A 22,320-nucleotide genomic window follows, 5' to 3' on the forward strand; every position below is an offset into this window, starting at 1 on the left:
CAGAGCCCGCCCGGTGCACCGGGCGGCAAGACCCAATGTCTCGGATCAGAAGCGGAACGTGCCGCGCAGTTGAACCGTGGTCGGCTCGACATCGGCATTGGAGCCGTTGAAATTGTCGAACTCGTGGTAGAGCAGTTCCCCGCCGAGCGAGAAGCTGTCGGTGACCATCGTCTCATAGCCTGCGCCGACGAAGTAGCCGTCATCGTCGCCCAGGTTGTCCGTGAACGCCTTGGCGTAGCCGCCGGTGCCGTAGATCAGGCCATTGCCCAGCTTGTAGCCGGCGCGCAGCTTGGCGCGGAAGATGTTCTCGAGGTCGACCTGCGGATTGGGCGCGGTCGAGATTTCGGCGTCGGTGAAGTCGTAGTCGAGGCTGCTGCCCAGCACGAAGTTGCCGAAGTCGTAGTCGTAGCCGACGAAAAGACCGCCGATCACGGCATCGTCGCCGCCGGAGATGTTGGAATCGAGGTTGTTGTAACCCAACTGCGCACCGCCATAGAGGCCGGTCCAGTTCGGGGTCGTTGCGACCGGCGCCGGCGGCGGCGGGGTGACGACGTCGTCCTCCACCGGCGTCAGGTTGCCGGCGAATGCGGGCGCGGCACCAAGCGCGAAGGCGGCCGCGAGAAGGGGCGTTGCTCGTTTCATGTTCTTATCCTTTCAGGACCATTTACTTACATTAAGACGCGGCAAGGTTGCAGATGCGCCGTTGTGCTGGGCATATGGTCTGATGCCCCGCCTGTGCAAGGGATTGTACCTGAAAGACGGGATTTGCGGAGACTAATTCCCAAAGGCGATGCGCGCGGGATACACCTTGAGCGGGAATCCGCTTTATTCTGCTCTCGCGGTTTTGTGATTGGAACTTTTGGAGGCCTGAAACGCTACAAAAGGTTAGGCCCGGGCAGGCAAATTGCGCGCCCGGGCCTTGGTTTTCCGTTCGTCCGTCGCCAGCATGCGGAAACGCCCTGGCAGTCGGAACTAGAAGCGGTAGGTGCCGCGAACTTGCAGGGTCGTCGCTTCGACGTCGACCGCGGTGTTGTTGTAATCGTCGAACTCGTGATAGAGCAGTTCGCCACCCATAGAGAAGTTCTGGGTGATCATGTGCTCGTAGCCGCCGCCGATGAAATAGCCATCGTCGCTGCCGAGGTTGTCGGTGTCGGCCTGGGCGTAACCGCCGGTGGCATAAAGCAGGCCATCACCCAGCTTGTAGCCGCCGCGGACCTTGGCGCGGAACACGTTTTCCAGCGTCGCCGCGTTGTTGGCCACGCCGATATCGGCGAAGTCATAGTCAAGGCCGCCACCGACCACGAAATTGCCGAGATCATAGTCGTAACCCGCGGTCAGACCGCCGATCACGCCATCGTCATTGCCCGACACGTTCGTGTCGACGTCACCGTAGCCAAGTTGGACACCGCCATAGGCGCCGGTCCAGTTGGGGCCGAAATTATTGGTCGGCGCAGGTGCGGGTTGCGGCGCGGCAACGATCGTGTCGTCGACCGGGGCCGACGTGTTGCCTGCAAATGCGGGGGCGGCGCCAACGGCGAGGGCGGCCGCGAGGATCGGTGTTGCTCGTTTCATCATGCTGTCCTTTCGGCATGTCTGTTTCGTTCCGCAGCGCGTCTTCTTGGCGCTGTGTTGGGCTGATATGGTTCGCGCCGGGCGCGCCGCAAGGGGGGGGCCGGCACACGCAGGATCACCTGCGCGTGAGTGGCGGCGCGGCGCTTGAAACGGGACGGGTTTCAGGCGGAAAGCCGCTGAATACGTCCCGTTTTTCAATACTTCAGCGCGGAAATTTGCCTGTTTCGAGGTGTTTGGTTTGCAAACGATCAAGTGGGTGTGCGCCTGTGCAGGGCGCCTTTGGTCATGCGTCGTGCAGGCGCGCCAAGACGGCGCGGTCAGAGCACGCCGATATCGGCCAACGCGGCGCTGAGATCCGCAGGCAGCGCGTCTTCGTCCTGGCGGTTTTCAGGCAGGTCGGCCGGCGCGTCAGTGGGGGACAGGTAGCGCCAGCCCTGGAACGGGCGCTTGCGGGCGGTGGTGGTGCGGATGATCTGCGGCTCCAGCACGATGCCGCAGCGGCGGATGCCGTCGGCGCGGATCACCTCGTCGAGGCGCAGGATGCGCTGGCGGCACTGGATCAGTCCCTGGATCACCCAGTAGATCGAGCCGCCCTCGAGCAGCTCGGCCTCGCGCCGGGGCCACATGCGGGTGACGTGGCGGGGCAGGCCGTCGGGGCCATGCGCCTGTTTGCTGGATTGCCAGGCGATAAGGCTCTCGACGGTTTCCGTGCCGACCGAAAGCTTGACGAGATGTATTTTCAGGTCTGCCAAGACTGCCCCCATTTCTACCGACCCATATCCTATGGCCGGGGCGGGGGATTTCAAGCGGATGCGACCTTGTGGGGTGCCCCTGGCACGCAGTTTCAGTTGCGTTCGGGCCACGCAGGCCCTGGGGGCGCTGCCCCCAGACCCCCGGAGTGTATGGAGCAAGAAAAAGGCGGTGGTCGGGGGATTGTGCGGCATGGCCGGATTGACCGAGGCGAGCGCAATCTGTAGTGTCTTCGGTCTGTTCCTCTACCATAAGTGTGCTGCCATGACTCGATTCGCTGCCCCCATCGCCGAGGCTATCTGGGATATGAAATATCGCCTTAAAGAGGCGGACGGCACGCCGGTGGATGGTACGGTGGAAGACAGCTGGCGCCGGATTGCGCGGGCGGTGGCGCAGGCCGAGGCCGAGCCCGATGCGTGGGAGGAGCGGTTCTATCACGCGCTGGAGGACTTCAGGTTCCTGCCCGCCGGTCGGATCACGGCGGGGGCCGGGACGGGCCGGGCGGTGACGCTGTTCAATTGTTTCGTGATGGGGACGATCCCCGACAGCATGAGCGGGATATTCGAAGGGCTGCGCGAGGCGGCGCTGACCATGCAGCAGGGGGGCGGGATCGGGTACGATTTCTCGACCATCCGGCCCAAAGGCGCGTTGGTCGAAGGAGTGGCGGCGGATGCCAGCGGGCCGCTGAGCTTCATGGATGTGTGGGATGCGATGTGCCGCACGATCATGAGTGCCGGTAGCCGGCGCGGCGCGATGATGGCGACGATGCGGTGCGATCATCCGGATATCGAGGATTTCATCGCGGTGAAGAGCGACGCGGCGCGGCTGCGGATGTTCAACCTTTCCGTGCTGGTGACGGATGATTTCATGGAGGCCGTGAAAGCGGACGGACCGTGGGAACTGGTCTTTGGCGACAAGGTTTATAAGACGGTCGAGGCGCGGCACCTGTGGAACCGGATCATGCAGGCGACCTATGATTTTGCCGAGCCGGGCGTGATCTTCATCGACCGGATCAACACCGCCAACAACCTGCATTACGCCGAGACGATCGCAGCGACCAACCCCTGTGGCGAGCAGCCGTTGCCGCCGTATGGTGCGTGTCTGTTGGGGTCGATCAACCTGGCGCGGCTGGTGACGGAACCGTTCGAGGAGGGTGCAGGGATAGACGCGGACGCGCTGGCCGATCTGGTCGCGACCGCGGTGCGGATGATGGACAACGTTGTGGACGTGTCGAAATTTCCTCTGCCCGAGCAGCGCGCCGAGGCGCAGGCCAAGCGGCGGATCGGGCTGGGGGTCACGGGGCTGGCCGATGCGCTCTTGATGTGCGGGTTGCGCTATGGCGACGACGAAGCGGCGGCGCAGTGCGAGGCCTGGATGAAGGCGATTGCGCGGGCGGCTTACCTGGCGTCCGTGGAACTGGCAAGGGAGAAGGGAGCGTTTCCGCTGTTCGAGGCGGAGCCCTATTTGCAGAGTGGCATGATGCAGGCGATGGACGAGGATGTGCGTGCGGCGGTCGCCGAACATGGCATCCGCAATGCGTTGCTGACCAGTGTCGCGCCCACGGGTACGATCAGCCTTTATGCCGGCAACGTCAGTAGCGGGATCGAGCCGGTCTTTGCCTATTCCTATACCCGCAAGGTGTTGCAGAAGGATGGCAGCCGCACCGAGGAAGAGGTGGTGGATTACGCCGTGCAGATGTGGCGCGAGCGGTTCGGCGACAGGGAATTGCCGGACTATTTCGTCAATGCCCAGACGCTGGAGCCGCAGGCGCATGTCAAGATGCAGGCGGCGGCGCAGAAATGGGTCGACAGCAGCATTTCCAAGACGATCAACGTGCCCGCCGATATCGGGTTCGAGGCGTTCAAGGAAGTCTACATGCAGGCCTGGGATACGGGCTGCAAGGGGTGCACGACGTACCGGCCCAACGACATCACCGGCAGCGTGCTGAGCGTGGAGTCGGAAGAAAAGGTGCCGATGCCGGTGGAGGGCGGCGAGGTGGTTTACATGTCCGAGCCGCTGGATCGGCCGACAGAGTTGGAAGGCGCGACGTACAAGCTGAAATGGCCGGACAGCAGCCACGCGATTTACGTGACGGTGAACGATATCGTGCTGGAAGGGCGGCGGCGGCCCTTCGAGGTGTTCATCAACTCCAAGAACATGGAGCATTTCGCCTGGACCGTGGCGCTGACGCGGATGATCAGCGCGGTGTTCCGACGGGGCGGCGACGTGTCTTTCGTGGTCGAGGAGCTGAAGGCGGTTTTCGACCCGCGCGGCGGCGCATGGATGAACGGGAAGTATATCCCCTCGATGCTGGCCGCGATCGGTGGCGTGCTGGAGAACCACATGATCAATATCGGCTTTCTCGAAGGCGAGGGCCTGGGCCTGAAGGAAGATCCGACGGCCAATGTGGTTAATCTGGACGCGCCGCGCGGCCCGGCCTGCCCGTCTTGTGGCAGCTATGACATGCGCAAGGTCGAAGGGTGCCTGACCTGTGCGTCCTGCGGGCACTCGAAGTGCGCGTGATGCTATAGGGTGTTGTGTTCTGATCTCCTTTTCCCCAAATTTGGGAGATTAAGGAAAAAGTCTCGCGATTGACGGCATACCTACAATGTCCTTGAGGAGATGGACTGAAAGCAGTCAAACTTTGGCGGCATGCCGAACAGCAGATCCGGGCCCTTAGCGACCAAAAGAACCTGTTGTGTCGCACACGCTGGTATCCGCATGGTCAACGGTGGTCCGTGGCGTTTGACGTCAGCATCCTGCATAGGCTGGCCTCGTTGGCGTCCCACGCCGACCGAAGCCTCGGATGTCGCATTTGAGGGCGTGGTGTCCGACGTCGGGCCGGCTTCACTCATCGCTCGATTTGTGTCCCCTGTCTTTCCCACCCGTGGTTACCGACCAAGTACCGGGTGCGCGCGGAGCGCCGAAATTCTCTGTCTTCGGCCACCATCCGTGTCACCGTGACCTCTGCAGCACCGCAATCGAGCACGGCGAAATCGTTCGGGTGCCCGCGCCGTCGTGTCGAAAGGCCGGTGCCGCAGTGCAGTTGCAGTGTCATGTCCGCGCCCTTGCGGCGCACGAAAGGTTCGACGAGCCACTGGTGAAGGTGGCCCGACATGATGACGTGGGGCCCGCATTGGGCCCAATGCTCCAACGCCTTGGACGCGCCGACCATCAGGTTCTTCTCGATGTCGGGCGTGTGGTGAAACGGATGATGGGCCGCGATCACTGTCAGGCCGCCCTTATGAGAGGAAATGGCGTCACCCACCCTGTGAACGTCGCGTTCGCTGACGCGGCCCCGCTGGTGTGCCCACCGATCGGTGGTGTTCAACCCCACCACCTTCACGTCTCCAAGATCGACGGTGGGATCGAGGTCTTTGCAAATCCAGCGCCGGTATCTGCGAAACGGGTCCACGGCCCGCAGCAGAAGGTTGTAGAGCGGGATATCGTGGTTGCCCGGAACCCCCACCCAGGGCCGACTGAGCGAATTCATGAAGTCGGCCGCCGGCCGGAACTGCGACGCACGGGCGCGCTGGACGAAATCGCCGGCCATCACGACGAGATCCGGGTCGGCGTTCTGTATCGCAGCCCGAAGCGGATGCAGAAGGTCAGGGTCCTCGCGACCGAAATGCAGGTCACTGATCTGGACAAGGCGGATCATTCTGCCGCATCTTCCTGCGCCGGGGCGGCGGGCAAGCGCACATGAATGGCGTCTTTCAGGATGCTGAAATTGAACGGTCCCGTCATGCGCTGGCGCTCTCCGTCCAGGGCGACGTCCCTGGCGGATCTTCTGGTCTCGACAGTTGCATGCTCGCCGGTGAACAATGTGAAATCCCGGCCTTTCTGCAAGTCGCGCAGAGCAACGAGAAAGGCCTTCCAGATCAGCATGAAGCGGCCAACATCGGGCGCGAGCAATATTGCGAACTTGCCGTTTCTGACCGCGTCAGCCCCTTCTATTCCGAATTCATCCAGCTGATATGCACTCATCGCGACAAACACCGTGGGAGCCTTTGCGCTTTGCAACGTGCCGTCAACCTCGATGCGCATCGTCAGGGGCCGGTAGACCGTGACCATCGCCACGAGAACGGACCAGTAGGCGGCCAGTCGCGACCGTCCCCAACGTCGATAAATGCTCTCTCGCTGTTTCAGGATGGTGGGGTACAGCCCGATGCTTGCGTTGTTGATGAAGACACGCCCGTTGACACAGCCAAGGCTGATCGGCGCGCGATGCCCGCTGCAGATTGCGTCGATCGCCTGTTCGGCGTTCTCGGGAACGCCGAGGCGGCGTGCGAAATAGTTGAACGTGCCGAGCGGAAGAACACCAAGGTCAATGCCGCTGTCCGCAAGCGCCCCCGCGACGGCACAGATGGTTCCGTCGCCGCCTGCTGCCACGACGCATTCGATCCCGGGCGTCTCTATGGTCTTGGCGACTTTCGCAGCGATGTCATCGCCGCTTGTAACAGGCACGATCGTCACGGGCGTTCCATGAGCGTCGAACAGTGACTGGATCGTATCGGCCCCCGGATTGTTGTCGCCCTTTCCGGAGTCGGTGTTCAGGATCACTATGTGGGACATGTCAGCTTTCGCGAGCCTTGGGTTCTTGGTTCTTGCCATGCGTTTCGTCGCGGCTTCAGCAGGCTCAACGGCGAACGGACGGTATCTGTTCCCCTGGCAGAGCAGGAACGTCTGCGCGGCGGCTATCCGGATGAATTTCCTGGTCCGCGGGTGTCAGCAGTACGGAGACATGCGCAAGCGACGCGCCGGATCAGGCGGTGACCCGGGCCGCGACGGGTACGCGCGTAAGGAGTAGTCACGGAAAGCAATTGAGAAGCCACGGTCGTTATTGTGCTCGATAATCTGATCTGAAAAAGGAGCGACCGGTGTTCGGCAGCAGGAATAAGCGCGGGAAATCGCAAGGTCACGCAGACCTCGCGACTGCGTTGGCGTCGGCCGTGGATCCGACCCAAGCGACGATCCGGTTCACACGTGACGGAAATATCCTGCACGCGAACGAGAATTTTCTTGGCACGATGGGCTATGCACTGGACCAGGTGGTCGGACAGCACCATTCGATGTTCGTGACACCGGACTGACTTTGCCCGCAGCGAGGCCTATCGCAGCTTCTGGGCAGCGCAGGCAAAGCAGTGTGGATCAGTGGAACCTATGCGCCGATTTTCGATGCCGATGGCAATGTCGAGGCGGTGATCAAGGTCGCCACAGACATCACCGCGCCGCACCGGGATAGAGCGGATTGCAACGGCGCTGAGCGACCTCAGCGACGGCAATCTGGAACAGGAGGTCGCGCCCTGGGGCGTGGCCGATATCGATCGTTTGTGCGACGCTTTCACCGCTATGCCGCGGTTTCCGATTCAAAAACCGAAGGTCTATTTTCAAGCATAAGCGGCAATTAGGCTGTGGAGGCGCGCTTCGCGATGAGCAGTGCGCTTTCATATGTCATAGATGCAGTGGAAAGCGGCTCTGATTTGCCGTCACGAAAGCGTGGGTCAGTTTGCCTGCGAAGAAATGGCGTTCGGGTGCCCGGTGGAGCGGATCACGATGGACCAGGCCGGATCACGCCTGTGAAGGCAGCCCCGGCACGATCAGAATGCAATCTCGGGCAAGTCCGCATGTTGAAAAAACTTGGCCGGGGCTGCGCGGCCGGCGAGAGATCAGAAAAGCTGTATATCGCCCTGTGACGCACCGTCGTCACGTTTCGGACGCGCTGGTACCGGGACGGCTGGATCGCTCATGTTCGACATGAAGCTTTGCTGGACGCGGCCCGAGACAGGCCAGAACCGTATCTTGCGCCCCCGGGTGCCGCCCAGACAGCCACCGGTCACGGTGAAGCCTTCGTTCTCCATGTACCATTTGGCGAAGGTGGCATTCTTGGCGCCGATCTCGGCGCCTCCTTCGAACATCTTGGCACCGCCGAACAACTTGACCTCGAGGCGCCGGCGGTCGGCACCCTTTTTAAGAAGGCCGTTGACCAGGAGCTCCATGGCATTCACGCCATAGCGCATGTTGTCGCCACGATCGCTGGTCGCGCCCGGCAACAGGAAGTGGTTCATGCCGCCCACGCCAGCCACCGCGTCCCACATGCACGTGGCGATACACGAACCGAGAATCGTGGTCATGATCTCGTCGTGTCGGTCCGAGATCCGGGTCTCGCCCTGGAACAGCGGTATGAAGACAGCACCCTCGATCGAGCCCGGAGCCTGGCCGTTCGGACCGGCCGGGTTCGGCCGAGCTCTGTTGCGGTTGCCGATATGTGTCATGCTGCCTCCTGGTGCCGCGTAGTGGCGGGGGCGCGATCAGAAATCATGCCAGTCTTCCTGGCCGTTTACCGCGACCGAACTGGCGGCAGGCACGGTTGCGTTGGCGGCGATGCCCGTTTGGGCCGGCGCGGCGTCTCGCGTTTCCGCTCGGGCGATTTCGTCTTCCCAGCCGGTCGTGGCCTGTGCCGCGCGAAGCGGGGGCGCGGTATCGGCACCCGAGTCATGCAGCTCGTCGAGGTTGAACTGGCGCAGAATCTCGGACATGCGCCGTGCCTCGTGACTCAGGCTGCGGCTGGCAGCGGAGGACTCCTCGATCACGGCTGCGTTCTGCTGCGTCACCTTGTCTAGCTCGGTCACGCTATCCTTGATCTCGGCGAGGTTGGTCGCCTGTTCGCTGGAGCCGGTGGCGATGCGCGACACCAGGTCCGAAACATGGTTGACGCCGTCAATGATGTCGCTCAAGGCCGACCCGGCCTGATTGGCAAGCCCGCTGCCTTCGGTGACATGCTCGCTGGAGCGCGTGATCAGTTCCTTGATTTCGTTTGCGGAATCCGAGGCGCGCTGGGCCAGTGCCCGCACCTCGGAGGCGACGACGGCAAAGCCACGGCCAGAGTCGCCCGCACGTGCAGCCTCGACGCCCGCGTTTAGGGCAAGAAGGTTGGTCTGAAACGCGATGTCGTCGATCACACCGATGATCGCGGTGATCTGCTGAGAGGAATCCTCGATGTCGCGCATCGCCTTGACCGTGCGTTCGACGACCGCGCCGCCGGTCGCGGCGCGCTTCTTATTGTCGGCAATCCGTTCGTTGGCGTCGACCGCAAGGGTGGCGGTCATCTGCACACTGTTGTTCAGCTCTTCAATGGCGGCGGCGGATTCCTCGAGAGTCGCGGCCTGGGCCTCGGAGCGCTTCGACTGGTCCTCCGCGACTTCGGAGATCTCCTGAGAGCTGGTGCGGACGCTTTCGGCGGTGGAGACGATGGTGGACAGCATGCTGCGCAAGTTCGAGACGACGTCGTTATAATTGTCGCAGATTTCGATGTGATCCGTATCGAGCCCATCGAAATCGGCCGTCTTGATCATGCAATCGGTCTGACCGGAGGCGAGCAGCGACATACGTTCGCCCAGGTGGTGCAGCAGCTTTTGCCGCATCGCTGTCCGTTCCTGCCGCTCCCGGGCTTCGGTTTCGTCACGCAGTAGAGTGTCGCGGAACCCTTCGAGGCCTTGTGCCATGGTGCCGATCTCGTCCCCGCGGCGGGCGCCGGGGATCTCGGTGGTGTAATCGTGGTCGGCAACTGCCTTCATGGCATTGCTGAGCGCCTTGATCGGGCCGGTTACCAGGTGCGAGATCGCGAGGAAGATCGCTACAAGTCCAGCCACGGCCACAACGGCACTTAGGCCGAGGATTTGCAGGATCTTTGTGTTCTGGGCGGCGAGAAAAATGCCGTTGTCCCAGGCGAAGCCCGCGACGCCCAGAACGGTCACTCCGTCCTTGGCGAAGACCGGCACGGCGACGATGTCGATCTCACCGCTTAGAATCTGGGTGACGGTCTTGGTTTCCAAAGACTCTTTCAGCGCCTGCGGCAGAAGCGCAGGTGGGGCATTGCGCGCGTTATAGACGGCCAACTGTTCGCCCGAGCCGTGCAGGATCTCGACCGCGATGAGAGATTCGTCACTTTCTGTGGCCGTCGCGTAGATATCCGCCAGGCGGGCGCCATCCTTGAACTGCATCGGACCGCGCATCTGATTGGAGAGCATCGCGGCGAAATCCGCCTGGTCCGCGGCTTGTTCTTCGAGGCTCATGGAGTTCAGGTTTTTGCTGAGCAATGCAAAGCAGACCCCGAAGGTGAGGAGGAAGCCGATGGCAACGGCGACCGCGAGTTTCGATCGGATGCTGAGCGCCGACAGGGCGGCGGGGATCCGGCCGGGACCGGTATCGGTGGTTGGTGCGGTCGTTGTCATCACGGGCTCCCGTTTGGTGGAAGGGTCAGTTTGCGGTGGCGAGCATTTCGACGTTGACGCCGACGGTGATCACGCCGACGAAGCTGCCGTCGTCCATGATCGGAACGCTGACATGGCTTTGGTAGGATTGAGTGGATTCGTCGAATTCGATCTCGCCGATATGGATGCCGGAAGTGTCATGCGGCACCTGCCACTTCGCCTCATCTCCTTGCCAGTAATCGGAGGTGACGCCGCTCTGGCCGACATTGAGACCGCGGATATCGGTAATAAAAATTTCGGTGTAACGCCCGGCGCCCTGCATATGGATGTCTTTGAGATGAGCCGAAAGCGCGTTCGACAATACGGTGTCGATCAGGTCGCCACCCGAGACGACCTGCTGGCGCCAGGTCGCGTCAAGCGCGATGATCTCATGCTCGGTCAGGGTGGATGTCGAGACGTTCTGGGCCCGCACGGCGCCAAGGACGACGGGATCGGCGACCCAATCGGCGATCGTGCCTTTCGCGAGGTCGGTCAGGGCGCCGTCGTATTCGCCGGCAGCATGGGCGCCGGTGACGGCAAGCATCGCCGCGGCAAGAGTGGTGAGTGTGTGTTTCATGAATATCTCCGGTGGTTGGAAATGGTCAGGTTCGACCGGCATGATCGTGCATAAGATTTAAGATCCTCTGAACCCCGGCGGATCACAGTGCTTTTGAAGTGGCATCAATCTTGAATGCGGTGGCGGAGAGCGCGGCGAGGTGTCGGTCGGTCTGGTGATGGGCCTCTTCCAGACGGTGAATGATACCGACAAGGCCGCTGTCAACTTCGCTCATCCGGCCGCTTTCGACCCGGCAGAGCAGCTTGACCAGATCGAGGCCGTTGATGCGGCGGCGCAGCTGGCGGCAGACATCCGGAATGAGTTTGCCCAGTGCCGCCACCTCGGCGACGGCAGCGCGGCTGATTTCAGATAGCTTTTCGGCTTGGGCATGAAGGATTTCGCGGCCGTCCTGATTTCGGCTCACCGCATCGTGTTTCGCTGCCGACTGGCGCGCTGTCAGGTCCATCAGGTCGGCGATCTGCGCGGCGCTGTGGGCGTGAACAAGGGCGCCGCGCATACGTACCAGCAAGCCGGTATCGTCGCAGCGCAGGCGCTCGATCATCTGGTACATGTCAGCGGACATTGTCTCGTAATTCTTGGAGATCGTACCGATCGCCACGCCCGCCCCCTCCAGCCGGCCGGAGAGAATGCGCAGGTTGATAGGTTCGCCGCGAACCTGTTGGAATATGTTGATGATTTGTTGAACGAGCTTGTCGGATTCGTTCAACATTTCGGCCAGTTGGGCAATTCTTAGCAGTTCGGAATCCGCCGACCGGTCGATGTCCTCTCGCAGGGAGTACTCGGCGGTGAGGGCGGCGTCGGAGAAAGCGCTGAAACTGGAGTGACCCTGTTCGGCAAGCCGGTCCAGAAACCACTCGGCGCTCTTGTCGGGCGGCAGGCCGCGGGCCTCCTCGGCGAGCATGGCGGTGTAAATCTCGCGGGTCAACGCGAAGAAGTCCGAGCGCGGCTTGATCCGGACCGAAAGAAAGCCGTCGCGCGTCGGCGTGATGGTGGCGAAGACCCAGTAGAAGCGGCCGTCGCCGGTAGAATTCTTGACGTAGGTGCAGACCGGAAGCCCGGCGTGAAGCCGCTCCCACATGAGGTGAAAGATACCGCGGGGCATTTCGGGATGGCGCACGACCTTGTGCGGTGCGCCAGTGAGATAGTCCCTGGACATGTGGGCGACATTGCAGAATTCCTGGTTGGCGTAAGCGATAACGCCGCGGGTGTCGGTCGCCGAGGCAAGAAGCTGTTCCGAGGGATAGTCGACCTCTGTCTCCGGAGGCGGCGTGAGATCGGTTGCGGTCGCCGTTTGTTGCATCGCGAGAAGTCCTTTCAGGGGCGTGCGCGTCGAGCGCCGCCATGGTTTCAGAAGAGGATCGGCTGGCCGTCGCCGAGCCCGAGATGGGGTTTCACCGGGTCATCCAGCAAGCGATGCCGGAAGTAGTCGAGGCGGACCTGCTCGAGCAGGAGAGAGATGTCGACGCGCGCTTCGCCTTCGACCAGGCCCGCGATGGTTTTCAGGACCCGCGAAATATCACGTAGGTGCTGCCAGAGCGCGTCGACCCGCTGCAGGTCACGCAGATGTGCCGTGCCGTCTGCGGGCAGGTGCGCGACCATTTCAGGGATCAGCGCATCGAGGCGTTGCGCGATCGCCGCGAGGTCGTCGGTCTCTTCGGCGAGAATGTCGAGAATGCGGGAGGTGGGGCGCGGCGTCACGGAAAGCTCCTGGTTGTTGACGGGTGCGGCGGGTCAAAGCCGGCCTACGACCTTCTCGATGCAGGCCTTGAGTTGCGCGGTCTCGAACGGCTTCTTGAGGTAATTGTTCATGCCGAGCCGGGTGCCGCGCTCGATGATTTCCTTGTCGGCCCGGCCGGTGACCAAGATGAAGCCAGTCCGGGCGGTGGCGCGGTGCGAGCGGATTGCCTCGAGCAGTTGCAGACCGTCCATGCGCGGCATGTTGAAATCGGAGATCACAAGGTGCACGGGCTTGGAGGCAAGGCTGCTCCACGCGGTGTGACCGTCGGCCTCGGTGCGATAATTCTTGATGCCGAGTTCGTCGAGCGCCTGGGTCAGCAGGCCACGGCTGGTGGACATGTCATCGACGACGAGAATATGCAGTTTGTCTCTCAGGCTCATCCGAGGCCTCCGTTGTTGTCTGGACGATGGGCGTCAGCCGGGGTCAGGTTAGTCAGTTCGGTATGCGGTGGCGCGGGTGTGACCGCAGTGTCGTGTCGGGTGATGGAAGCCGCCTTTGGCGGAGCGTCGGGCGGCAGGCAGAAAGCGCCACGCTCCTGCTGCGTAAAGCGTATGGCGATCGCCTCTGGCAGCAGTTCTGAATGGCCAACATAGAGCGCACCGCCGGGGGCAATCCGGTCGGCGAGACGCCGCCACAGGCGGACTTGCGTGTCCTCGTCGAAGTAGATCGTGACATTGCGGCACATGATGACGTCGAAAGCGCCATTGAACGGCCAGTCGCCGTTGAGGTTCAGACATCTGAAGGTCACAAGATCGCGCGGTGCGTCCGCCACGCGCACCATGTTGCCAGCACCTTTGCCGCGCTCAAGATGGCAGTCGGCGAAGCCGTGTGGCAGATCGGACAGGCTGGCGGCGGGGTAGACGCCGGCGCGGGCGGTTCCGAGCGCAGTCTTGTCGATATCGGTGGCCAGTATGCGTATGTCGAGCCGCGCGGCCTCGGGGCAGGCATCGAGCACGCGGAAAGCAAGGTCATAGGCTTCTTCTCCGGTGGAGCACGCGGCAGACCACAGTCGCACGCGCCGTCCAGACCGTGCTGCGGCGGCAAGGCCGGGCAGGATATGGTCGGTGAGGTGTGTGAAGTGACGATCCTCTCGGTTGAAACGGGTCATGTTGGTGGTCAGCGCAGAAATGAACGCGTCTTGCTCAGCGGCGTTGCCGGGTCGTTGCAGCCAGTCGCAATAGGCGTCGACAGAGCTGATCCCCAGCGCCTTGAGCCGCTTGGCCAGACGACCTGAAACCATGGCCCGCTTGTTGCTACTGATATGGATGCCGGTCATGCGCTTGATCAGGTCGGCGACGGTGGCGAACTCATGCGAGCTGATCAGGGGCGGTGCCGCCGAATGCGGTTGGTCGTTCATGCGCTCAGCGGGGCCTCTTGTGGCAGGACTTCGCGAACGTCGATCGCGCGCACGAGCTTGTCATCAAGGGAGTGGACACCGCGGATGAACGCCTGGGTTCGGGAAGAGGAGACATCGGGTGTGGCCTGCATCTCGGCCTCGTCGACAGTGATGATGTCGGAGACCGCGTCAACAAGGAAGCCGACGATCTTGTCGTCGATCTGGGCGATGATGATGACGTGACGTTTGCCCGGTTCGGTCTTGCCGAAGCCTAGTCGCAGCGAGAGGTCGACCACCGGCAGGACCGTACCGCGCAGGTTCATCATGCCGACGACGAAGGCCGGTGCGTGGGGCAGCGTGGTGGTGCTTGTCCAGCCGCGGATCTCGAGCACATGGGAGATCTCGATGCTGAAATCTTGGTCCTCGACAGTGAAGCACACGATCTCGACCCGGTTGGCGGCCCTGGTTTCGGTTTCGGTGTCATGCATGATGGGCGTCTCCTGTGGCATCTGGCCAGGCGCGGTCGACCCATCCGCCCTGGCCCGGGGGGGCGATCATCTGGTCGGTGTCGACGATAAGCGCAATTTTCCCGTCACCGAGGATCGTTGCCGCCGCGATTCCGGGGATTTTCTGGTAGTTCTGTTCAAGCCCCTTGATCACGACCTCCCGCTGTTCGGCGATTCCGTCGACGGCGAGAGCGTAACGGTGACCGGACTCGCCCTCGATCAGCAGAAGGGATTGGCTTCCGAGGCACATGGGGGTGGAGCGAAAGCCGAGCGCGGCGCCGAGATCCTTGATCGGGACCATCTCGCCGTTCAGAGCCAGCACGTTGTCGCCGTCGCAAAGCGTGTGCACCTTGGCCTGGCCGGGTTGCAGCATCTCTCGCAGGGGCAAGGTTGGCACGATCAGGGATTGGTCGGCGACCTTGACGACCATGCCTTCGAGAACGGCGAGGGTCAGCGGCAGGGACACGGTCACCGAGGTGCCGCGACCGGGGAGCGATTGCAGGCTGACGCGGCCGCCCAGGGATTGGATCTCGTTTCGCACCACATCCATGCCGACGCCGCGGCCCGACAGGTTGGAAATCTCTCCCGCAGTCGAGAAACCGGGGCGAAAGAGCAGGTTGTCGATATCGCCGTCGCTGAGGTCGTCCTCGGGGCGAATGAGGCCCTTGTCGATGGCGATCTGGCGTACTTTCTCGCGGTTGATGCCGGCACCGTCATCCTTGATGACGATGACAACGCGGCCCGAGCGGTGGCTGGCCTCGAGCGTGACGGTGCCGCGCTCGTCCTTGCCGACGTCGCGCCGCGCCTCGGGCGTTTCAAGCCCATGGTCGATGGCATTGCGGATCATATGGGTCAGGGGTTCGACCAGGCGTTCGGTGACCGTCTTGTCGACCTCGGTGGCGTCACCGACCGTGACGAGCCGCGCCGATTTTCCGGCCTCGCGCGCGGTTTCGCGGACGATGCGCGACATGCGCTGAAACAGACTTCGCACGGGCTGCGCGCGGATCGCCATGACGCTTTCCTGGATCGCCCCCGAAAGCGTCTTGAGCTGGCTCATGGCCTCGTCCACGCCGCTGTTGGCGGAGCTGGGCATTTCGTCCATCGACTGGCGCAACATCGCCTCGGCAATGACAAGCTCGCCCACGAGGTTGATCAGCCGGTCGACCCTGTCCAGGTCGACGCGGATCGTGCTGGTGCGGGAACTGGCGGGGCGGGACGCGGCCGGGGGGGCGCTGGTGGCGGGCGCCGCTGCATCGGATTGGTCGGGCGCCGGAGCGTCGCCGGTGGGTTGCGCGACTGCAGATGCCGTGCCCGTGTCTTGGGCCATGGCGTCGGGGGACAGCTGGATATCGGACGGCGCGGGCAGGGGCGGCAGGCCGCCAGGGCCGGTCGCGGCTGCGGAAATCTCGAGTTCGCACAGTCCTTCGACGAATTCGAAGACCTCGCGAATGGCGGCCTCGTCGACGGAATCGTCGGCGGTGAAAGTCAGCGTCCAGCTGAGCGCGGGGTCCGACCAGGGGCCGTCGCGAAGGGGCGTGAGCGCGGAGAGATCGGCCTCGATTTCTAGCGTGCCGAGCGTTTCGAGGCTGCGGAACAGGATCGCGGGATCGTGACCGTTGGCAAAGAGCTGTTGCGAGGCCTTGAACCGGATCGTTACCGGCGCGTCCGCCTCGGGGGCCGCCATGTCGTCGAGCGAGGGCAGGTCGCCATCGATCGCGAGGAACGTCGGTTGAAAATCGGCTTCGTCGACCTCTTCAACGGTCTCTTGCTCGTCGCCGGATGTGCCGTTGGCGGCATTGCTGACATGTTTGAGGTCGCTGAGGATTGACGCGCCCTGTTCGGGCGGCAGTTCGGTGCCCTGGCTGGCGGCCTCGACGAGATCGGCGAGGTGATCGCTGGCGGTCAGCAGGAGGTTGACGACATTGTCGCCCACCAGCAGCCTTTGGCTGCGTATGTCGTCGAGCACGTTCTCGAACGCGTGGGCGAAGGAGACGAGTTGATCCAGGCCGAAGGCCCCGGCGCCGCCCTTCATCGAATGGACGGCGCGGAACATGCTGTTGACGGTTTCCTCGTCGCCTGCGCCCGCCTCGAGGTCGTTCAGGCCGGAGGAGAGCTGTTCGAGCAGGTCGTCGCATTCCTGAAAGAACATCTGGTTGAGGTCGTTCATGTCTTTATCCCTTCCTCAGACGACGAGACGCTGGATGATCTGAACGAGTTTCTCCTCGTCGAACGGCTTGACGATCCAGCCGGTGGCGCCGGCGTCGCGCGCCCGTTGCTTGAGCGCGTCGCCGCTTTCGGTGGTCAGCACCAGGATCGGCACGGTCGAGACCCGATCGCCCTTGCGCACCCCGTCGATGAAGCCGAACCCGTCGAGCCGCGGCATGTTGATGTCGGTAATGATCAGGTCGGGATCGGCAGTTTCGAGACGTTCGAGTCCGTCAACACCATCCTCGGCGAGTTCGACCTCGAACCCGGCGCCGGCCAGGGCCTGTTGCAACATGCTGCGCATCGTGCGCGAATCGTCGACTGCCAGAATGCGGGTCATGCGATGTCCTCTTGAACCAGGGCGTTTCTGGGGATGCCGAGAAGAGCCAGCCCCTTGAGAAAATCGGGCGACGGGTCGATCAGGTCGAACGCGGTGCCGTCGGCCTGCCATTCCTGCCGGGCGCGCAGCAGAATCTCGGCCGCAAGGGCGCCGAGAAAGCCGACATTGCCGGCGTGAAGACAAAGACGCGCGCCGCGGCGGTCATCGAGGCTGGCCGCCAGGGTTTCACAGGCGGCGAAATCCATGCGCTCGGGAAGGTCAAGCGGCGCGTCATCGGCTGGAGTGTCTGGTTCTGTCATGCGGGGCCCTTCACACTGCATATGCGTTACTGGCCGGATGCTAGGAGGGCCGGCTTAAAATGGCGTTAAGCGGCAACCGATTGTTTTCCGGAGAAAACCCGGGCCGGCCGTTCTGCATAAGGGAGAACGGCGCGAGTCGGGCCGTACCGCATCGGGGCGCGCAGTGCGCGCGTGCCGCGGGGGCTTGGCCTTGGGCGCCGGGCGTGGTTTAACCCCGCGCCATCGGGCAGCGGATAGCGGCAGGGGAAAGCGGCGCGGATGTCGAGCATTCTGATCATCGAACAGGTTCTGAACGGGCTTCAGTTCGGGGTGATGCTGTTCCTGATGGCCGCGGGCCTGACGCTGATCTTCGGGGTGATGGGGCTGATCAACCTCGCGCACGGGTCGCTTTACATGGTGGGCGCCTTTGCCGCCGCGGCGGTGGCGGCGGCGACGGGGAGCTTCCTGCTGGCGCTGGGCGCGGCGCTGGCCGTGGCGGCGGCGGTCGGCGCGGTCGTGGAAGTGGCCGTGATCCGGCGATTATACGCGACCGATCATTTGGACCAAGTGCTGGCCACTTTCGCGCTGATCCTGATCTTCTCTGAGGGCACGCGGTACCTCTTTGGCTCTTTCCCGCTGTACCTGGACATTCCCGACGCGCTGTCGGGGCCGGTGACGCTGCCGGGAGGCATCCAGTATCCGCTGTACCGGCTGGCGCTGATCGGCGTGGGGCTGGCCGTGGCGTTGGGTCTGTGGCTGTTGATCGAACGCACGCGGATCGGCATCCGTATCCGGGCAGGGGAGAACGATAGGGAGATGATCGCGGCGCTGGGCGTGGATATCTCGAAGCTGTACACGCTTGTCTTTGCGCTGGGCGCGGCGCTGGCGGGGCTTGCGGGCGCGCTGGTGGGTGCGATCCAGTCGGTGCAGGTGGGCATGGGTGAGCCGGTCCTGATCCTGGCGTTCGTCGTGATCGTGATCGGGGGGATCGGGTCGATCAGGGGGGCCTTCGTGGGCGCGATCCTGGTGGGGCTAACGGATACGCTTGGAGGGATATTCCTGCCCGAGTTCTTCAAGCTGTTCATGGAGCCGGCGGCGGGCACGCAGGTCGGGGCATCGCTGGCGTCGATGGCGATCTACATCCTGATGAGCGCGGTGCTGGTGTGGAGGCCCACGGGCCTGTTCGGAGCGCGGGCATGATTGGGGGCATGAGCCGGGAATTCTGGGTCAATTTCGCGGTTCTGGCCGGGCTGGTTGCGGTGCCGCTTTGGGCGCTCGTGGCGGACGAGCCCTTCACCATCACGCTGGCGACCCGTGTGGCGATTTTGGCGCTGGCCGCGGTGGGGCTGAACATCGCGCTGGGGCTGGGCGGGCTGGTCAGCCTGGGGCATGCGGTGTTCTTTGGCATCGGCGGATATGCGATGGGCATACTGGCGCATCATGCGCAGACCTACACCGCGGTGACCGAATGGCCGATGCTGATCGAAGGCACCAAGAGCATGCCGGTGATATGGCTGGTGGCCGTCGTGGCCTCGGCACTGGCGGCGCTGGTGATCGGGGTTTTGAGCCTGCGCACGAGCGGGGTCTATTTCATCATGATCACGCTGGCCTTTGGCCAGATGTTTTTCTACTTCGCGATCTCGTGGAGCGCCTATGGTGGCGAAGACGGCCTGTCGATCTATGTGCGCAACGGCTTTCCGGGGCTGAACACGCTGGTGCCGATCCAGTTCTTCGGGGTTTGTTTCGCGATCCTCTGCGCGGTGCTGTGGCTGAACGCGCGGCTGATGCGGTCGCCTTTCGGTTTGGCGTTGAACGCGGCACGGCAGGTGCCGGTGCGGGTGGAGACGGTGGGGCTGAACCCGATGCGTCTGAAGCTGGTGGCCTTCGTGATTTCGGGCGCGATCACGGGGCTGGCTGGGGCGCTCTTTGCCGATCTCAACCGGTTTGTCAGCCCGACGATGTTCAGCTGGCAGTTCTCGGGCGAGATCATCATCCTTGTCATCCTGGGCGGAGTCGGGCGGCTGTTCGGTCCGGTGGTGGGGGCGGCGGTGTTCGTCGTGCTGGAGCATTGGCTGGGCGGGCTGACGGAGTTCTGGTTGATCTGGCTGGGGGTAATCCTGCTGCTGATCGTGCTGTTGGCGCGGGGTGGCATCGTGGGGCTCTTGGCGGGCAGGGCGGTCGCGCATGACTGAGCCGGTGCTGGAGACGCGGGGGATCACGAAGCGGTTCGGCGCTTTGACGGCGAGCGAGGACGTGTCGCTCGACCTGAAGGCGGGAGAGATTCACGCCATCATCGGGCCCAATGGCGCGGGCAAGTCGACGTTGATCCAGCAGGTTTGCGGGCTTTTGCGCCCGGATGCCGGACAGGTGTGGCTGGGCGGGACGGACGTGACCCGAACGGGGGCTGCGGCGCGGGCGCGGGCCGGGCTGGGCCGCACGTTTCAGGTGTCGCAATTGGCGATGGAAGACACGGTGCTGCAGAACGTGGTGCTGGGCGCGTTGGGGGCCGTGGGGCGGCCCTGGCGGTTCTTCGGGGCGGCGTTGCGCCAGGCCGATTTGCGCGACAGGGCAGAGGCGGCGCTGGCGCAGGTGGGGCTGGAGGACGTGGCGGCGACGCGGTGTGCGGACCTGTCGCACGGGCAGCGGCGGCAGTTGGAAGTGGCGGTGGCGCTGAGCCTTGGCCCGCGCGCCTTCGTGATGGACGAGCCGATGGCGGGGCTGGGCGCGGAAGGCTCGAAACGGATGACGGGATTCCTGAGCGAATTGCGCGGCACGGCGCCGATCCTATTGGTGGAGCATGACATGGACGCGGTCTTTGCCCTGGCGGACCGGATCAGTGTGCTGGTCTACGGGCGGATCATCGCGACGGGGACAGTGGCCGAGATCCGGGCGGACCGGGCGGTGCGCGACGCCTATCTGGGGGAAGAGGCATGAGCCTGTTGCGGGTCGAAGGGCTGGAGGCAAGCTATGGCGCTAGCCAGGCGCTGTTCGGCGTGGACCTGAAGGTGGGCGCGGGCGAGGCCGTGGCGCTGATGGGGCGCAACGGGATGGGCAAGACCACCACGGTGCGGGCGATCTGCCGGATGATCCCCAGCCGGGGTGTATTGCGCTTCGACGGCCAGGATTTGCACAATCTGCCGAGCCACCGGGCCGCGCGGCTGGGGATTGGCCTTGTGCCCGAGGGGCGGCGGTGTTTCCGGGACCTGACGGTTGCGGAGAACCTGTTGGCAGCGGCCCGGCCCGGCCCATGGGACCGGGCGCGGGTGGCGGACTTGTTTCCGCGGCTGGAAGAGCGTGCGGGGCAGGTGGCGGCGTCACTGTCGGGGGGCGAGCAGCAGATGCTGGCGATTGGCCGGGCGCTGATGACCAACCCAAGGCTGATGATCCTCGACGAGGCCACCGAGGGGCTTGCACCGCTCGTTCGGGCGGAAATCTGGGCGGCTTTGGGACAGGTGCGCGGCGCGTCGGGTATGGCGCTGCTGGTGATCGACAAGTCGGTAAAGGAACTGGCGCAGGTGGCGGACCGCGCTGTGCTGCTGGAGCGGGGTAAAACGGTGTGGGCGGGTAACATGGACGCGCTGACGCCGGATATCACGGAGCGGTTCGTGGGCGTTTGAACGGCGCGGGGCTTTAATATGGGGCGTCAGGTCGGCCTGTGGGCGGTCGGGACAGTCAAAGTCATGGCGCTGGCGGTCGTCGGTTCGCTGGGCCCTATGTGACAACGTCTTGCCGCACATGAAGGTGCCCGGAGTTTCGAAGAGCGCGCCGTACCATCTGCTGGTCCGTCAGGCAGAAAAGAGTGCTCATCACACCCTCCCATTACCGGAGAGCATGATTCAGGCCGCCAATGCCGTCACAAGTCGATCAATGGAACCTGAGCCTATCGCGCGCTGTGATCGGGATCGCCTTGCATCAGCCATGCGCGCATCTCTGCAGCCGCTGGCTTGCTTTGGTCAATCGACAGGTAATACCCCTCGTGAGCCGGGATTGACGCGGGGTGGGCGCGCTCGACCAGTCCGGTTTGCAACGCGTGGCCCGCCAGCCACTCGTTGACCAATGCGACGCCGTTGCCAAGCGACGCGAGATGCAGTGCCATTCCGTAGGTATCGGTTTGCAGGGCCGGCTGCGGCGTCTTCCCGATCGCCTTGGACCAGCTTTGCCAGCCGCTGGAGGTGCCGACCGCTTCGATAAGGGGCAGGTCCTGCAAGCCCCCCGCAAGTTTCGGGGATTTCACGGCAATCAGACGGTTCGGCAAAATGGCGTCGGCATCGGGCCCGACTTGTCGAGCCGACCCGAAGCGTATCTCGATATCGGCGCGGAACGAATGATAATCGTCCGGCCAGATCGCACTCAGCAGCCGGATATTGGTGGTCGGATGGCGGAGACGAAACTCCGGCAGCCACGGTGCGATGATCCATTGCGCCACGCTGACCGAGGCCGCAATCGTAAGTATCCCCCCCGGCGGTTCCGTGTCCATACCAACCATTGCGGTCGCCAAGGCTTGAAGCGGCGCTTCGACATTGGGCAGCAGACGCCGGCCGACATCCGTCAGGGCAAGTCCGCGCGCGCGTCGCGTGAAAAGTGGGACACCCAGCCGTGTCTCCAGGGACTTCACCTGCTGGCTTATGGCGGATTGGGTCAGGCCCAGTTCCTCGGCCGCGGCCGTAAAGCTAAGATGACGCGCCGCGGCCTCGAAAGAGCGCAGCCAGCCGAGAGGAGGAAGGGATTTTGCCATGATCAAGCGAGATATAAGTGTGGCTAATACC

Annotated in this window: 23 protein-coding genes; 6 read left to right on the forward strand and 17 right to left on the reverse strand. The window is 63.5% G+C overall.

The annotated features are described in order from the left end of the window. Positions 1 to 45: 45 nt before the first annotated feature. From PVV74_RS12900 to PVV74_RS12910, 3 genes are all read right to left on the reverse strand, one after another. Positions 46 to 642 carry an outer membrane protein gene (locus PVV74_RS12900; RefSeq protein WP_274593471.1) on the reverse strand — a complete coding sequence of 199 codons (597 nt, stop codon included), beginning with the start codon at positions 640 to 642 and terminating at the stop codon, positions 46 to 48. A 330-nt stretch (positions 643 to 972) separates the two neighbouring features. Next, a complete protein-coding gene (locus tag PVV74_RS12905) occupies positions 973 to 1,572 on the reverse strand; it encodes an outer membrane protein (protein WP_274593472.1) in 600 nt (199 codons plus the stop codon). A gap of 317 nt (positions 1,573 to 1,889) precedes the next feature. Beyond that, positions 1,890 to 2,315 (reverse strand): DUF1489 family protein, encoded by a 426-nt coding sequence (locus PVV74_RS12910; RefSeq protein WP_274593578.1) that lies wholly within the window; start codon positions 2,313 to 2,315, stop codon positions 1,890 to 1,892. A gap of 271 nt (positions 2,316 to 2,586) precedes the next feature. On the opposite strand from PVV74_RS12910, the gene PVV74_RS12915 reads away from it, so the two are divergent. Next, complete coding sequence (locus PVV74_RS12915; RefSeq protein WP_103764882.1) at positions 2,587 to 4,845, forward strand: adenosylcobalamin-dependent ribonucleoside-diphosphate reductase; 2,259 nt, start codon at positions 2,587 to 2,589, stop codon at positions 4,843 to 4,845. A 328-nt stretch (positions 4,846 to 5,173) separates the two neighbouring features. Here PVV74_RS12915 and PVV74_RS12920 read toward each other — a convergent pair whose 3' ends face one another. Together PVV74_RS12920 and PVV74_RS12925 are read right to left on the reverse strand one after the other, a co-directional pair. After that, positions 5,174 to 5,983, reverse strand: coding sequence for a metallophosphoesterase family protein (locus PVV74_RS12920; protein WP_103764428.1), 810 nt, complete (start codon positions 5,981 to 5,983; stop codon positions 5,174 to 5,176). Further along, entirely contained in the window at positions 5,980 to 6,897 is a 918-nt protein-coding gene (locus tag PVV74_RS12925; RefSeq protein ID WP_274593473.1) for a diacylglycerol/lipid kinase family protein, read from the reverse strand. The genes PVV74_RS12920 and PVV74_RS12925 overlap by 4 nt, the downstream gene beginning before the upstream one ends. 377 nt (positions 6,898 to 7,274) lie before the next feature. Between PVV74_RS12925 and PVV74_RS12930 the strand changes: the two genes are divergently transcribed. Then, positions 7,275 to 7,415 carry a PAS domain S-box protein gene (locus PVV74_RS12930; protein WP_274593474.1) on the forward strand — a complete coding sequence of 47 codons (141 nt, stop codon included), beginning with the start codon at positions 7,275 to 7,277 and terminating at the stop codon, positions 7,413 to 7,415. A 576-nt stretch (positions 7,416 to 7,991) separates the two neighbouring features. Here the strand turns inward: PVV74_RS12930 and PVV74_RS12935 are convergent. Genes PVV74_RS12935 through PVV74_RS12985 form a run of 11 tightly spaced genes read right to left on the reverse strand, consistent with a single transcriptional unit; the run spans position 7,992 to position 17,575 of the window. Continuing rightward, positions 7,992 to 8,597, reverse strand: a complete 606-nt coding sequence (locus tag PVV74_RS12935) for a chemotaxis protein CheD (protein WP_103764425.1) — start codon at positions 8,595 to 8,597, stop codon at positions 7,992 to 7,994. A gap of 36 nt (positions 8,598 to 8,633) precedes the next feature. Further along, positions 8,634 to 10,556, reverse strand: a complete 1,923-nt coding sequence (locus PVV74_RS12940) for a methyl-accepting chemotaxis protein (protein ID WP_274593475.1) — start codon at positions 10,554 to 10,556, stop codon at positions 8,634 to 8,636. 25 nt (positions 10,557 to 10,581) lie between these two features. Next, a complete protein-coding gene (locus PVV74_RS12945; RefSeq protein ID WP_146050067.1) occupies positions 10,582 to 11,193 on the reverse strand; it encodes a PDC sensor domain-containing protein in 612 nt (203 codons plus the stop codon). Between the two features lie 40 nt (positions 11,194 to 11,233). Continuing rightward, positions 11,234 to 12,451 carry a hypothetical protein gene (locus PVV74_RS12950; RefSeq protein WP_274593476.1) on the reverse strand — a complete coding sequence of 406 codons (1,218 nt, stop codon included), beginning with the start codon at positions 12,449 to 12,451 and terminating at the stop codon, positions 11,234 to 11,236. A 47-nt stretch (positions 12,452 to 12,498) separates the two neighbouring features. Further along, positions 12,499 to 12,849 carry a hypothetical protein gene (locus tag PVV74_RS12955; RefSeq protein ID WP_274593477.1) on the reverse strand — a complete coding sequence of 117 codons (351 nt, stop codon included), beginning with the start codon at positions 12,847 to 12,849 and terminating at the stop codon, positions 12,499 to 12,501. Between the two features lie 33 nt (positions 12,850 to 12,882). After that, complete coding sequence (locus PVV74_RS12960; protein ID WP_274593478.1) at positions 12,883 to 13,269, reverse strand: response regulator; 387 nt, start codon at positions 13,267 to 13,269, stop codon at positions 12,883 to 12,885. Continuing rightward, the gene (locus PVV74_RS12965; RefSeq protein ID WP_274593479.1) at positions 13,266 to 14,246 is read right to left on the reverse strand and encodes a CheR family methyltransferase; all 981 of its coding nucleotides are present in this window, start codon (positions 14,244 to 14,246) and stop codon (positions 13,266 to 13,268) included. The genes PVV74_RS12960 and PVV74_RS12965 overlap by 4 nt, the downstream gene beginning before the upstream one ends. Next, the gene (locus PVV74_RS12970; RefSeq protein ID WP_103764418.1) at positions 14,243 to 14,713 is read right to left on the reverse strand and encodes a chemotaxis protein CheW; all 471 of its coding nucleotides are present in this window, start codon (positions 14,711 to 14,713) and stop codon (positions 14,243 to 14,245) included. The genes PVV74_RS12965 and PVV74_RS12970 overlap by 4 nt, the downstream gene beginning before the upstream one ends. Further along, positions 14,706 to 16,898, reverse strand: a complete 2,193-nt coding sequence (locus PVV74_RS12975) for a chemotaxis protein CheA (protein WP_274593480.1) — start codon at positions 16,896 to 16,898, stop codon at positions 14,706 to 14,708. Before PVV74_RS12975 ends, PVV74_RS12970 begins: the two co-directional genes overlap by 8 nt. A gap of 15 nt (positions 16,899 to 16,913) precedes the next feature. Next, the gene (locus PVV74_RS12980; RefSeq protein ID WP_103764416.1) at positions 16,914 to 17,276 is read right to left on the reverse strand and encodes a response regulator; all 363 of its coding nucleotides are present in this window, start codon (positions 17,274 to 17,276) and stop codon (positions 16,914 to 16,916) included. Continuing rightward, positions 17,273 to 17,575 carry an STAS domain-containing protein gene (locus PVV74_RS12985; protein WP_170067250.1) on the reverse strand — a complete coding sequence of 101 codons (303 nt, stop codon included), beginning with the start codon at positions 17,573 to 17,575 and terminating at the stop codon, positions 17,273 to 17,275. The genes PVV74_RS12980 and PVV74_RS12985 overlap by 4 nt, the downstream gene beginning before the upstream one ends. 258 nt (positions 17,576 to 17,833) lie before the next feature. Between PVV74_RS12985 and PVV74_RS12990 the strand changes: the two genes are divergently transcribed. The 4 genes from PVV74_RS12990 to PVV74_RS13005 are packed head-to-tail and all read left to right on the forward strand — an operon-like array spanning position 17,834 to position 21,171. Beyond that, positions 17,834 to 18,754 (forward strand): branched-chain amino acid ABC transporter permease, encoded by a 921-nt coding sequence (locus PVV74_RS12990; RefSeq protein WP_274593481.1) that lies wholly within the window; start codon positions 17,834 to 17,836, stop codon positions 18,752 to 18,754. An 8-nt stretch (positions 18,755 to 18,762) separates the two neighbouring features. Continuing rightward, positions 18,763 to 19,746 carry a branched-chain amino acid ABC transporter permease gene (locus tag PVV74_RS12995; protein WP_274593482.1) on the forward strand — a complete coding sequence of 328 codons (984 nt, stop codon included), beginning with the start codon at positions 18,763 to 18,765 and terminating at the stop codon, positions 19,744 to 19,746. Continuing rightward, the gene (locus PVV74_RS13000; RefSeq protein WP_274593483.1) at positions 19,739 to 20,488 is read left to right on the forward strand and encodes an ABC transporter ATP-binding protein; all 750 of its coding nucleotides are present in this window, start codon (positions 19,739 to 19,741) and stop codon (positions 20,486 to 20,488) included. Before PVV74_RS12995 ends, PVV74_RS13000 begins: the two co-directional genes overlap by 8 nt. Then, on the forward strand, positions 20,485 to 21,171 hold the full coding sequence (locus PVV74_RS13005) for an ABC transporter ATP-binding protein (RefSeq protein WP_274593484.1): 687 nt from the start codon (positions 20,485 to 20,487) through the stop codon (positions 21,169 to 21,171). The genes PVV74_RS13000 and PVV74_RS13005 overlap by 4 nt, the downstream gene beginning before the upstream one ends. 263 nt (positions 21,172 to 21,434) lie before the next feature. Here PVV74_RS13005 and PVV74_RS13010 read toward each other — a convergent pair whose 3' ends face one another. Next, positions 21,435 to 22,289: a LysR family transcriptional regulator gene (locus PVV74_RS13010; protein ID WP_274593579.1), complete on the reverse strand. Its 855-nt coding sequence runs from the start codon at positions 22,287 to 22,289 to the stop codon at positions 21,435 to 21,437. Positions 22,290 to 22,320: the final 31 nt, after the last annotated feature.

It is taken from the genome of Roseovarius sp. SK2 (assembly GCF_028807495.1).
Classification (GTDB): Bacteria; Pseudomonadota; Alphaproteobacteria; order Rhodobacterales; family Rhodobacteraceae; genus Roseovarius; species Roseovarius confluentis.

Coding starts and splice junctions, on each gene's coding strand:
- PVV74_RS12920 (WP_103764428.1), bottom strand. CDS start 5,983: ATGATCCGCCTTGTCCAGATCAGTGACCTGCATTTCGGTCGCGAGGAC.
- PVV74_RS12970 (WP_103764418.1), bottom strand. CDS start 14,713: ATGCATGACACCGAAACCGAAACCAGGGCCGCCAACCGGGTCGAGATC.
- PVV74_RS12965 (WP_274593479.1), bottom strand. CDS start 14,246: ATGAACGACCAACCGCATTCGGCGGCACCGCCCCTGATCAGCTCGCAT.
- PVV74_RS12915 (WP_103764882.1), top strand. CDS start 2,587: ATGACTCGATTCGCTGCCCCCATCGCCGAGGCTATCTGGGATATGAAA.
- PVV74_RS12935 (WP_103764425.1), bottom strand. CDS start 8,597: ATGACACATATCGGCAACCGCAACAGAGCTCGGCCGAACCCGGCCGGT.
- PVV74_RS13010 (WP_274593579.1), bottom strand. CDS start 22,289: ATGGCAAAATCCCTTCCTCCTCTCGGCTGGCTGCGCTCTTTCGAGGCC.
- PVV74_RS13005 (WP_274593484.1), top strand. CDS start 20,485: ATGAGCCTGTTGCGGGTCGAAGGGCTGGAGGCAAGCTATGGCGCTAGC.
- PVV74_RS12960 (WP_274593478.1), bottom strand. CDS start 13,269: ATGAGCCTGAGAGACAAACTGCATATTCTCGTCGTCGATGACATGTCC.
- PVV74_RS12905 (WP_274593472.1), bottom strand. CDS start 1,572: ATGAAACGAGCAACACCGATCCTCGCGGCCGCCCTCGCCGTTGGCGCC.
- PVV74_RS12975 (WP_274593480.1), bottom strand. CDS start 16,898: ATGAACGACCTCAACCAGATGTTCTTTCAGGAATGCGACGACCTGCTC.
- PVV74_RS13000 (WP_274593483.1), top strand. CDS start 19,739: ATGACTGAGCCGGTGCTGGAGACGCGGGGGATCACGAAGCGGTTCGGC.
- PVV74_RS12950 (WP_274593476.1), bottom strand. CDS start 12,451: ATGCAACAAACGGCGACCGCAACCGATCTCACGCCGCCTCCGGAGACA.
- PVV74_RS12985 (WP_170067250.1), bottom strand. CDS start 17,575: ATGACAGAACCAGACACTCCAGCCGATGACGCGCCGCTTGACCTTCCC.
- PVV74_RS12925 (WP_274593473.1), bottom strand. CDS start 6,897: ATGTCCCACATAGTGATCCTGAACACCGACTCCGGAAAGGGCGACAAC.
- PVV74_RS12980 (WP_103764416.1), bottom strand. CDS start 17,276: ATGACCCGCATTCTGGCAGTCGACGATTCGCGCACGATGCGCAGCATG.
- PVV74_RS12995 (WP_274593482.1), top strand. CDS start 18,763: ATGAGCCGGGAATTCTGGGTCAATTTCGCGGTTCTGGCCGGGCTGGTT.
- PVV74_RS12990 (WP_274593481.1), top strand. CDS start 17,834: ATGTCGAGCATTCTGATCATCGAACAGGTTCTGAACGGGCTTCAGTTC.
- PVV74_RS12900 (WP_274593471.1), bottom strand. CDS start 642: ATGAAACGAGCAACGCCCCTTCTCGCGGCCGCCTTCGCGCTTGGTGCC.
- PVV74_RS12940 (WP_274593475.1), bottom strand. CDS start 10,556: ATGACAACGACCGCACCAACCACCGATACCGGTCCCGGCCGGATCCCC.
- PVV74_RS12945 (WP_146050067.1), bottom strand. CDS start 11,193: ATGCCGGTCGAACCTGACCATTTCCAACCACCGGAGATATTCATGAAA.